Annotated in this window: 8 protein-coding genes and 1 riboswitch; of the genes, 5 read left to right on the forward strand and 3 right to left on the reverse strand. The window is 35.3% G+C overall.

The window, feature by feature from the left end:
* Nucleotides 1-116 precede the first annotated feature (116 nt).
* From K332_RS0106975 to K332_RS0106985, 3 genes are all read left to right on the forward strand, one after another.
* On the forward strand, nucleotides 117-2516 hold the full coding sequence (locus K332_RS0106975; RefSeq protein ID WP_026906807.1) for a class III lanthionine synthetase LanKC N-terminal domain-containing protein: 2400 nt from the start codon (nucleotides 117-119) through the stop codon (nucleotides 2514-2516).
* A gap of 358 nt (nucleotides 2517-2874) precedes the next feature.
* Nucleotides 2875-2976: riboswitch (purine riboswitch) on the forward strand.
* A 153-nt stretch (nucleotides 2977-3129) separates the two neighbouring features.
* Entirely contained in the window at nucleotides 3130-4869 is a 1740-nt protein-coding gene (gene ade, locus K332_RS0106980; protein ID WP_026906808.1) for an adenine deaminase, read from the forward strand.
* Between the two features lie 441 nt (nucleotides 4870-5310).
* Nucleotides 5311-6765: a sodium/proline symporter gene (locus K332_RS0106985; RefSeq protein ID WP_026906809.1), complete on the forward strand. Its 1455-nt coding sequence runs from the start codon at nucleotides 5311-5313 to the stop codon at nucleotides 6763-6765.
* Nucleotides 6766-6819: 54 nt separating this feature from the next.
* Here K332_RS0106985 and K332_RS0106990 read toward each other — a convergent pair whose 3' ends face one another.
* A complete protein-coding gene (locus K332_RS0106990) occupies nucleotides 6820-7986 on the reverse strand; it encodes an NAD(P)/FAD-dependent oxidoreductase (RefSeq protein ID WP_026906810.1) in 1167 nt (388 codons plus the stop codon).
* 205 nt (nucleotides 7987-8191) lie between these two features.
* On the opposite strand from K332_RS0106990, the gene K332_RS0106995 reads away from it, so the two are divergent.
* Nucleotides 8192-9382 carry a sugar diacid recognition domain-containing protein gene (locus K332_RS0106995; RefSeq protein WP_281170908.1) on the forward strand — a complete coding sequence of 397 codons (1191 nt, stop codon included), beginning with the start codon at nucleotides 8192-8194 and terminating at the stop codon, nucleotides 9380-9382.
* 330 nt (nucleotides 9383-9712) lie between these two features.
* Here K332_RS0106995 and K332_RS22055 read toward each other — a convergent pair whose 3' ends face one another.
* Nucleotides 9713-9916, reverse strand: coding sequence for a hypothetical protein (locus K332_RS22055; RefSeq protein WP_036688299.1), 204 nt, complete (start codon nucleotides 9914-9916; stop codon nucleotides 9713-9715).
* Between the two features lie 410 nt (nucleotides 9917-10326).
* Here K332_RS22055 and K332_RS0107005 point away from each other — a divergent pair, with 410 nt between their 5' ends.
* The gene (locus K332_RS0107005) at nucleotides 10327-10836 is read left to right on the forward strand and encodes a GNAT family N-acetyltransferase (RefSeq protein WP_026906812.1); all 510 of its coding nucleotides are present in this window, start codon (nucleotides 10327-10329) and stop codon (nucleotides 10834-10836) included.
* Nucleotides 10837-11267: 431 nt separating this feature from the next.
* On the opposite strand, the gene K332_RS22060 is transcribed toward K332_RS0107005, so the two are convergent.
* Nucleotides 11268-12017, reverse strand: coding sequence for a tyrosine-type recombinase/integrase (locus K332_RS22060; protein WP_245604642.1), 750 nt, complete (start codon nucleotides 12015-12017; stop codon nucleotides 11268-11270).
* Between the last annotated feature and the right edge of the window lie 197 nt (nucleotides 12018-12214).

A 12214-nucleotide genomic window follows, 5' to 3' on the forward strand; every position in this document is an offset into this window, starting at 1 on the left:
AATATTTGTTAGTTTCAAATATGAAACTTTTCTGATGTAATATTCAAAATAATAATAATATATAAAGTGTACATTGAAAAGGAAAATAAGATGATTTTGGATAGGAGTTGAGCAAAATGGGACTATTGGATGAGGCTGGGGTGAAGGAAGCCAAAGATAAAACAATTATTTTACGTAATGAGGAGAATTTATTTAATTATAAAATTGAGGGGGTACACCATACATTTTTAGATAGTGATTTAAAGGCCTTTCCGAGACAAGGATGGAAAATACACATCTCATGTTTCTTTGATAACTATTTAAGTATTTTAAATAAAGTTGGTTTGTACTGTAGTGAAAAACAGATATCGTTTAAATACATCCACAATAAACACACCTTACATGGCCTTTTATCAAAAAACTGTGATCGAAAATCGGCTGGAAAATTTATTACCATTTATCCTTTTAATAAATTAGAATTTATCACAGCTATAAGGGAGCTTTACACGATATTACGCGATGAACATGGACCATATATTCTCACCGATAAAAGATATTTAGATTCTAAGGTTATATATTATCGGTATGGTTTAATTTTACCTAATGATAAAACAGACTTTGTTTATGATGGGTTCGGACAGAAGGTTCCAGATATAGAAGGTCCATATTATAAGGAAAAAAACGGAATAGTAGATCCTCTTCTAGAAAATAAGGAGGAGGTTCCAATGGAAGAGCCATATTTGTTTAAACATTACACCATTGATAAGGTAATTCATCAAACCAATGGTGGTGGCATTTATTTAGGGTCAAACAAAAATGGAACAAAGGTAGTAATTAAGGAGGCTCGTCCAAATATTGGAATTTCTGAAAAGGACACTGTCATCTCCTTTAGAAAAAAGGAAAGTGAAGTGTTACATGTGTTACAGGATTTTCCACATACACCGAAGCTTATTGAATCCTTTTATGATTGGGAGCACTATTACTCTGTTCAGGAATATATCGAAGGAGAAACATTAAGAGAATTTTCTTCTAATTATAGTCCTGTAACTATTCATGAATCTTCCACAGAACGTATTCATAATTCTATAAATAAAATTGAACAAGTAATGAAAAATATTATATCTGCTTTTGCTGCACTACATGATAGAAAAATTGCATTAGTTGATGTTTCCCCAGATAATATAATAATTGACGAAAATCTCAATGTATATTTCATTGATATGGAAGATTGTTTTACGGAGAATAAGTCAAAAGATACTTATTTTGTACCCAATATTCAGTTTAGTAATGAAAAGTTATCAGGGCTGAATATATTTGATCAAGATAAGCAAAAATTGGGGTACTTACTAATGAATATTTTATGTAATGCAAATACTGTGCTTGCTATTGACCGAAGTGGTAAATCTACATTGAATATTTTTATGGAATTTATTAAGAGGTACTCAATACCTCCAAGAATATACAAATTAATCTATAATTTAATATACAACCCCTCAGTTGATTTAAGAAATCCTAGCAGATCATGTAACTTAGACCCTTATTTAGGTAAAACAATAGTTGATACAAGCAATGTATTAGCTGATTATCTGGAGCTAACAGAAACAATAAACAATCAGAAATATGTGATAATCAAAGAACAAGAACCGTATTTCTATCCAAGTAACGAAATTCGGGAGTTTTGTGGTTACACGTATTATAGTGCTGATTATCAGCTGGAAGTAGATTTTGGGGCATTAAGTAATGTAAATAAAGGCATTGTTCTATTAAAAGCATTTCATGTGTCCCCAGCTAAAAGCATTCTGAATAAAATTTTAGATCTAGAAGTGGCAATACAAAAAGAGAGCGAGTCTTTTCTAACTAATAAGAAATACAGTTTATCAAATGGTGCATTGGCGGTAGCATTTTTTTACATTAGATTATATGAAGCAACAAAGAATCCTGAATTTGTAGATAAGTCAACTGCAATATTGTTAAGTATTGATGAAAATGGATTAGAGACAGGGTACGGCAAGCTAATCCCTAATAGTAATAATACTTGTTCACCTTATTTAAATTATAGTGCTGGTTTTATAAAAGTAGCGTTTTTAATCCTGAACCATAATCGTACGTTAAAATTAGAACGTGTAACGAAGGAATATTTAAAAGGTATTGACCATAACTTCCCTAATAATCCGTCGTATTTATATGGGTTATCAGGAATTGCAGATACCTTCCTAGATGCCTACTTATACTTTAAGGATAAAGATTACTTAACCAGTGCTATGGATAAATTTTCGGTTATACGACTTTTTAAATTTGAAATTGGGTCATTTCATGTATACCCATCCAATCATTTTCAAATCGACTTTAGTTTCAATAGCGGGATGAATGGTATTTCACACTTTTATAAACGGTTGCTAAAGGTTTACGAGGAAAATAGTCAAAAGGAAGTGAAACGATTAACTCCTCTTCTAAGGTTACTAATTAATAAGGCGATGATTTTATATCACCATATGGAAAGCATGGTTAATTCAAAAGTACAATTTAAAAAAACGTAGCTTAATAGTTCCATTTAAGGTTCATAAAAAACTCAAACCAATGGGAGAAGTATTTTGGTTTGGGTTTTTATTTGGTCAATTTGTAGTAACTTTGGTAAGTGGAAAGTTTCACTTTATGTATAATAGTCAATAGAACTTTAGGCAGTTACACAAAATAAGGGGAAAATGAATATTTTTTATAACACAAAAAGACGTATTGCAAACAAAGAGATGAGAAGCCGTGGGGACAGGTTCAGTGGCTTGATTATGATTCAACATTCTTCCGAATCCGCTATACAATTCATTTTCAAGTTCTCAGAAATATTTAATCACCCTTTTTCCTATTGAATTCCCATTATGAAGTGCTATAATAAGGAAAATTAATTACATACCATTCACTCATATAATAGCAAGGATATGGCTTGCGAGTTTCTACCGGTTCACCGTAAATGAACTGACTATGGGTAGCGAAATATAGTAGGGAATATCTATTATTCTATTACTATACTTTTTCGGCATTTAGCTCGAAGGATATTGCTCACTCGTAGATATAAGGGTGTGGCAGTTCTTCGGGCTTTTTATTTTTATTTAATGACAAACAGAGTGAATGACATCAGGGATGGGGGAATTTGAAATGGAAAAAAGTGAATTGACACATCTAATCGATGTAGCAGCAGGCCGTGAACCCGCGGATTTAGTTTTAAAAAATGGGAAAATCGTGGATGTTTATCAGGGGAGTATTCTTCATGGTGATGTGGCAATTGTTGATGGCAAAATTGCAGGTATCAGCGAAACATATGAGGCGAAAGAAACTGTTGATTTAAATGGAAAGTATATTGCACCTGGCTTTATTGATCCACATATTCATGTGGAATCTTCTTACGTGACGCCAGAAGAGTTTGGTCGTTTAATTGTACCCCATGGGACAACAACGGTTATGGCAGATCCTCATGAAATTGTGAATGTGGCAGGGCTGAAAGGATTGGATTATATGATGGAAGCGGCTAAACACACCGCGTTAGATATCCAGTATATGATGCCTTCCTGTGTTCCAGCTACCAACATGGAGAATGCCGGTGCGGTGATAACTGCAGACGATATGATTGCTCCTTTTGAAGAGGGAAAAGTCGCAGGACTAGCGGAATTTATGGATTTTCCAAGTGTGATACAGGCGAATGATAGTGTTCTAGATAAAATACTAGTTGCTAGAAAGTTAAATAAACGAATCGATGGACATAGCCCAATGGTGAGTGGTAAGGATCTTAATGCCTATATTGCTGCGGGTATCGAGAATGACCATGAATGTTCCACTGTGGAAGAATTACAGGCACGAATTTCTCGAGGCATGTATGTTTTCTTACGAGAAGGATCTGTTACACAGAATCTGCGTACATTGCTAAAAGGTGTTACTCCTCAAAATGCACGTCGTTGTGTATTATGTGGGGACGATGTGCAGGCAAAAACGATTATTGAAAAAGGACATCTAGATCATTCCATTCGTATTTGTGTAGAAGAAAACGTGGATCCGATTCTAGCAATCCAGATGGCTACTATTCATACAGCTGAATGCTGTCAGTTACATGACCGTGGCGCAGTGGCACCAGGATTAAAGGCAGATTTAGTAGTATTCTCTGATCTTAATAATATGGTGGTCGAACAAACGTACATTGATGGAAAACTGGTGGCGGATCAAGGAAAATATGTGGCACCATTTACCAAGGCGGATATCTCGGCTGTACAATCTAGTGTCCATATTGGCGATTTTTCAAAAGAAAAGCTCCGTTTAAAATTAGATTCGAATAAAGCAAGAGCAATTGAGGTTATTCAAACAGAGGCATTGACCAATGAAGCAATCGTTGAAGTAGAACGGAACGAAGCAGGGGAATTCCAGTATAATCCGGAAAAATCAGTCACAAAAATTGCTGTTGTAGAAAGACATAATAATACTGGGAATGTGTTCGTTGGTTTATTGAAAGACTATGGCATTCAAAAAGGTGCGATTGGTATTTCCATTGCCCGTGATTCCCATAACTTGATTGTGACAGGAACGAATGACGAGGACATGGCCGTGGCGATTGAGAGTTTGAAAAAGCAAGACGGTGGTGTGGTCTTGGTTGATGATGGGGAAGTCATCTGTACGATGGCGCTTCCTGTAGCGGGGTTGATGAGTAATCTTTCAGGAGAAGAAGTCGTTTCTGAGCAAAGTAAGGTAAACAAAGTAGCTCATGAAGTTCTTGGAATAGCAGAGGATGTTGATCCAATTATGACGTTAGGGTTTATGTCTTTAGCGGTGATTCCTACTTTGAAAATTACGGACTTAGGGCTGGTGGATGTGACTAAATTTGAGTTTGTTCCGGTGTCAGTAAGGGGTTAGTGCAGAATTATGGACTTTTATGGGGTTCATCCAATCAACAATTAGTAAATAGGTCAGTTTGAAGTACAAATTAACAACGCAAACCAAAGGTATACATATTCGTAATTGAATTTGTATACCTCTTTCTATTGGTGGAGGCTGCAAATTTTCTAATTATAAAGCGGCAAGTCTTTCCCCATATTTCTGACCTCCTTTTAATCGATAGTTGCCGACAGGAATTGCAAGAATTAGCGAAGTGATAGGCACCAGTAAACATACTATGCACTTTGTACACCCTGCACTGTCTAAAGAACTACACCAATAAGCAAGGATTTTTATTTAATATCTTTCTACATCAATTTGTAAACCCTTACATTTTTATGCACTTTAACCATAGATTAAGTATAATAATCCGTTCATAATTATTATAATATTTAGAAAACAAATGGGAGGGAAAAAAATATGCAAACAATACTAGTCATGTTTCTTGTTTACTGTATTATTATGATCTTAATAGGTGCGTATTTTAGTAAGACAAGTAAAACGCAGTCAGACTTTTTATTGGGGGGAAAGAAGTTACCAGGTTGGGCACTTGCTTTCTCGGAAAGGGCTACTGGTGAATCGGCCTGGTTGTTATTAGGATATACTGGGTTTGTTTTTGCCACTGGACTTTCCGGAATCTGGGTAGCTGCTGGTATCGCATCAGGGATTATCTTTTCCTGGTTGTTTTTAGCGAAGCGATTTATGCAAGAGACGGATAAGCAAGATGCCCTTACCCTTACTGATTTTCTAGCTAATCGTTTTGGTCAGAGGGCTAAACTTATTCGGTGGTTATGTGGTATTCTTATTGGTGGATTTTTAATGTTCTATGTTGGTGCACAAATGGCTGGTGCAGGTAAGATGTTATTGACTACGTTTGATATGCCTACTTATATTGGTGTTATCGTATCCATGGTGGTTATTGTCCTCATTGCATTCACTGGTGGATTTATCTCTGTTGTGTGGACAGATGTAATCCAAAGTATCATGATGCTCGTCACCTTAGTTGGTCTCCCTATTATTGCCTTAATTTACATTTTTACAAATGATCTTTCCATCACACAATCTTTACATACTGCAGGAAGTACGTATAGTTCCTGGTTTGGTGGCTTAACTGGCTTTTCGCTCGGGGTACTATTCTTCAATAACTTCTCATGGTTCTTCGGATTTTTAGGGGGACAACCTCAGCTAAGTTCTCGGTTTATGGCCTTGAAGAATGAAAAAGAAGCCAAACAAGGAAGTGTCGTAGCTATTATTTGGACATTCTTAGCATATGGTGGGGCATTCTTAATCGGGATTTGCGCGATTGCGATTTATGACCAAGGATCCTTTAGTGATGTTGAAACCATTCTACCTACCATGATTCTACAGTTTATGCCTCCATGGGCTGCAGGAATCTTGCTTGCAGGTGTGCTTGCAGCAATCATCTCTACGGCGAATTCCCAATTACTTGTTGTTACAGCGGCAGTTAGTGAGGATATTATTCATAAAGCGTTAGGTATACAGATGACGGAAAAACAGTTGGTTATGGTATCAAGGTTATCCGTATTGGTGTTTGGGCTCATCGGAATGACAATTGCTCTCGTTTCAGAATCGTTATTGTATCTTATTGTTAGTTGGGCTTGGGCCGGTGTCGGATGTACGTTATCACCAGCAATTCTTATGACGTTCTTCTGGAAAAAGTACTCCAGTGTTGGGGTAATTGCAACGATTTTATCTGGGCTGTTCGGTACCATTTTATGGATTAGTACCCCATTAGAGAGTATGATTACTTCCTTGTTCACAACATTCTTTATCGCATTGATCTTCGGGGTTGTATTTAGTCTTCTATTCCCGGATAACAATGCGGAAGAAGTGAACATGGAAAAAGTTATGTAACATGAATAAAGCATTAGTGGTTTAGTTCAACACCGCTAATGCTTTTTATTTTTTTTAGACAATAGCACCTTCCGTTATTAATTTATTCGTAGAAAATCGTTCAATGGAAAGTTGGTTTAAATCTAGTGTTTCATATTTCTGGGTTCGAATTAGCTCCGATAAGCCTTTCCCAACTGCTGGTGCCTGTTGCATACCATGCCCACTAAAACCGCATGCTAAATAGTAGCCTTTCAACTGTGGGTGTGATCCGATAATGGCATTTTGATCAATGGTATTCATGCTGTAAATGCCAGCCCAACCACTTTTAATTTTTGCCTTTTCAAAGTTGGGAATCCGGTGGGCAAGAACTGGCCAAAGTGTCTCATAGAAAAATTCTCTACTCCATTTGAAATCAATCCCTGGTTTTACTTTTTCTGAATAGCCGGCTATGACTGAGCTACCTTCATGGCGGAAGTAAACGCCGGATGGATCAACAGTAAGTGGTAAATCATTTTCTAGTGGCTTGGCAAAGTCGAATTGGATGATCTGTCGTTTTAGTGGTTCAACTGGGATAGAAATACCAACTGTTCCACTGATTGCGGGCGCCCATGCTCCTGCACAATTTAAGACGATTGGTGCATGATACAAGTCGCCATTTCTTAATTTCACACCCGAGACACTGCCTTTTTCTTTACAGATAGCGTCTACTTCTTCATATACATAATTAGCCCCGAGCTGCTTGGCCTTGCGTATATAGCCTTGCATGACGGAATACGGGTCGAGGTATCCATCCTCAGCACAATAAAGACCACCTACTAGGTCGTTAATATGGAGTTCTGGGATAATTGCTTGTAGTTCGTTTTTTGAAAGTAGTTCTGCGGGTACTCCGTTTCGGGTTTGAACGACATGCTGTTTTCGAAGGTATTCCATTTGATTGTCTTTTGCTAGAAATAAATAACCTCGTTGCTGAAAGTCTATCTCTGCTTTTTCCAATCCAATTGCCATATCTTCTGGAAAGGTAAGGTATTTTTGTAAGCTATATCGTGATATTTGAACATTGATAGCTGAGGTAAATAATTGTCTAATTCCACCAGCACTTCTAGGGGTTGATGCAAATTCATATGTTTTGTCTTTTTCAAATATGGTAATCTCACCTTCGAAACCATCTTGTAGCAAATTGTACGCAACACTTGAACCAATAACCCCTCCACCGACAATAATGACATCTGTATGATGTTCCATCGTATTCACCCTTTTTTCGTAGTTTAGAAAGTATAAAGACTTTACTCCGACATAAGAAAATTGTTAGCTAGTAATCTAGTTATATCGGATAGGATAATGGAAATCTATAGTTAAACTATACAAAAGTTTATTTATTTTTTATTTTCAAAAAACGGATGAAGTGCTAGAATAATGGACAAAGGGCATTTGAAGAGGAGGGATTCTCATCGAGCAACTAGTACAATTTGCACAAAAGGTAGTAAAAAATATTACGGATATTTTGCCTTTTCCATTTAGTTTAAGTGATGAAGAGGGTAAAATTATCGGTTCCTCTATTCCGGAGAGAGAAGGGACCATGCATACTCCTTCAAAAGAGGTGATCAGAGAGGGGAAAGTAATTTTATACTTTGAAGATAAAGTCAAAGATATGGATAATGTCTTACCAGGAGCAGCGGCCCCACTACAGTTTGATGACAAAACGATTGGTGTTGTTGGCTTAATTGGTCCACCAGAAGAGGTAAAGCCTTACGTCTATTTAGTTAAACAGTACATTGAAATGATGTGGCAAGAAACGGTTTATCGTCAGCTAGAAAGCTTAAAGAATAAAAATCTAGAGAGTTTTGCGCAATATATTTTATTAAATGAATCGATTAGTGAACATCGGGTAAAGCAGTTTTGTGAAATGCTTGATTTTTCTTATGTGGCAAAGCGACTTTGTATTGTGATTGATATTGGTGATGCATTAATGAGAATCGATAACTTTTCTATTCCGTTTCATTTAGAAGACTTGAATGAAAAGTTAATTGAATTAACACTAAAAAGTTATAAATGTGATGAACAATCATTTTGCACATTTTTAAATACGGAGAAAATAGTCGTATTGAAAACAGTGAAGAATGAAGCAGATTATGAAGAGGCCTTGAAGAAATTTCATGAACATAGCCTTAAGTTGCAACAGTATTTTCAAATCTATGATATTACGGATATCCGAATAGCTGTGGGGAATAGTTGTACTAATTTGCAGGGCATGCACAAATCTTATCTGGAAGCGGAAAGGCTAATAGGTTATGGAAAGAAGTTACATATTACCCCAACTATCTATAGTTATCATAATTGGAAATTACTCATCACTTTGCTTCCAGTGCAGGTAAACGATAGTTTCTATGAGAAGGTAAGAGGCAATTTAAAAGCATTTACGAACGATGAAAAATTTCAGGAGTTGGCGAAGACATTTATTGTCTATTGTGAAACGAGCATGAATATTAGCAAAGCAGCAAAGACTTTATATTTGCATAGAAACACCCTAATTTATCGTTTGCAGAAGATTGAGGCGATCACTAATTTAGATACGAAGAACTTTGATGATTGTACATTATTGTATTTATGGCTTCGTAAAAATTGTAAGGGCTTACAATGAAGGTGCTTCTTCAACTGAATATAAACGGTTCCGTTCTGGAGTACAAAATCCTAATTAACAACAAAAATATCACCTTAAATAAAACACATATTAAAGGGCAAATAATCAGCTAAATAAACTTATCAATAACATTGGTTTCGTCATAATAAATGACGGATCCTTTTGTTGTGCTATTTATTTGAAATTTTCAATATATACTCTAATTATAGTAAATTCTGTGGTAAGATAAAAAAAGATTGTGAAGAAACGAACTTAAACTAACGGGGCAGGTTAGTTCAAATTCTGTTTTATATAAATAAAAGACGGTGAAAACGCACCGTCTATAATTAGCTATTTATTTTGTGTTAATTCTTTGTAATAAAGGTAATCGACTTTATGCTTGGTAGCCATTAACTGTGAAGCCAAAACCGCCGTATAAACAGTGGTTAGTACAATTGCTCCAACACCAAGACCTGAAAGGTTTATCTTATTAGATGTACTCATTCCATTATTGCTTGTGTTCATTCCATTATTACTTGTAGGTGATTCTTCCATTTTATTAACCCCCTCATTTGTTATAGGGGTATTATTTGTAACGGCATTTAAACTTATACTCAAAAAATAACAGGCAGGTTCTAAAAACTTTAAACTTGTGAACAAATGTACTTAAACTAATGGGTGCGATAGTACAACAAGGCGGTCTAAAAATGATTGTCTTTTTCTTTTTAAAAATACAATAATATTATTTGAATATTATGTTAGTATGGAAAGGAGATATTAAGTTAACTTGCAGTTTAGTTTAACAAGCAGGTATTACTAAGTGGGATGCCGAACAATTAATTAAATGAGTAATTTTTGACGAGAAAGAGCTATTGAATGCGGGGAAAACTAAAGAAAAATAAATTATTGGAATGATTTGAGATCATATGTAGAAATGACTTGTCTTAGGAGAGGAGAATAAAAAAATGATTGAATTGAGAAAAATAACCAGCGATAACATAGATGAAGTAATAGCACTTGAGGTTAGAGAAAACCAGAAAGATTTTATACTTACTACTAACCTCAGAAGTATTGCAGACGCTTATGTGTTGAACGAAGACGGGGAACCTGCTATCCCTTTCGCCATTTATGCTGATGGAGTTGTAGTGGGGTTTTTGATGTATACTTATGATATATTGGATCATGAATCATTTGAAAATGAAGATTTTTACAGGAAGATGGGCTATTTTGTTTGGCATATTATGATTGACAAGCGTTATCAGGGGAAACGGTATGGCAAACTTGCCTTTGAAAAAATGTTGATGGATATTGAAGCGATGCCTTTTGGAGAAGCAGAATACGTAGCACTCTTTTATCACACAAGTAATCTCACAGCTAAAGAATTATACGCTTCATTTGGATTTTCAGAAACAGGTATCGTTCAGGGCAATTCTATGTTGGCTATTAAAAATATAAAAGAAGCATCGGAGATATAGACTCTCTCGAAATGAAATATAAACTCTCAACTTCTTGACCCATAATAAACACAAATAGCTATAAGGAAACCGATTTTCTTAAATCTGTCTCAGCAAAAATATAATATTTATACCGCAATCGGACGCAATTATTTTAGAATTACTAGGTAAAAAAATATCAAACTTTATTATAAAAATCGCATAGTACTCCACAAGGAATTAACCCTTTTGATTAATCATTTTTCAAAACGGGTTCTTATCATTTAACTTAAAATATTGATTTTGGGGGATATTTTACATTAAACTTTATTCCGAACCAACATTATGTAGCTCTTTTTCTAATTCAACTAACTGGTGCAATAGTTCAAAAGAGCAACGATGATTTACCAGTGTTGCTCTTCTTTACTTTAAAAATACTTTTTATAAAACTCTTGCCGAAGTCTTCCACTTAATTAAGCATAAATTCTAGTTGTTTCACTTTTTTCGTGACCTAACAGGCTTTGAATAACTTCTAGCGGAGCTCCGTTATTCAGCAGGTGAGTTGCATAACTATGCCTTAACTGGTGAGGGTGAATAGTTTTATTAATTTTTGCACGTTTGGATATCCGTTTAATGATGTATCTCATTTGAGCTATACTCATCCTATGCGGAGAACGTTCGGTAACGAATATAGCTGGATCATTGTCATCTCTACTATCTAAATACTTCTTTAACCAAATATCGCAACGTATATTGAAGTACACTTCTCGTTCTTTATCCCCCTTCCCACGAACAATAGCAGATTGATTTCCCCAATTAATACTATTTCGGTCCAATGAAACAATATCCCCTATTCGACATCCAGTAGAAAACATAAATTCAAATAAAGCTTTCTCTACTGGAATAAAGCACGCATCCCGTAGACACTCAATTTCTCTTTCAGTAAGAAACTTTGGAATCCTTTTACCTACCTTTGGTTCTTTAATTTTACTAGCGGGATTTAACTCAATAATGCCTTCCTCGTGTGACCATCGAAATAGGGAACGAATAAATCTAATACGATGAGACAAACTTGATGGTTTTAGATTATTACTAGATTCAGCTAAATAATTCTTTAGTTGTAGGGTTGTTATATTATTCATATTGATATTCCCAAGATAACCAATTAGTAGTTTTGCTTGAAGCCTATAAGCATTTAATGTTTGTGCGGAAAATCCCTTAATCTTCTTATCTGCCTCATAACCCTATGCGGCATCCGATAATAACATAATTACTCACTCCCGAAATTATTAATATCAATATCATTTCCAGGTAGTCAAGTAAAATAATTATTTAAATAATTCGGATTAATTGAATGGAATTTAATGTTAAAATTAAGTTACGTTATTGAACTAAAGGACAGGTTAATGGAACAAGCAGG

Source organism: Paucisalibacillus globulus DSM 18846 (assembly GCF_000482485.1).
GTDB lineage: Bacteria > Bacillota > Bacilli > Bacillales > Amphibacillaceae > Ornithinibacillus > Ornithinibacillus globulus.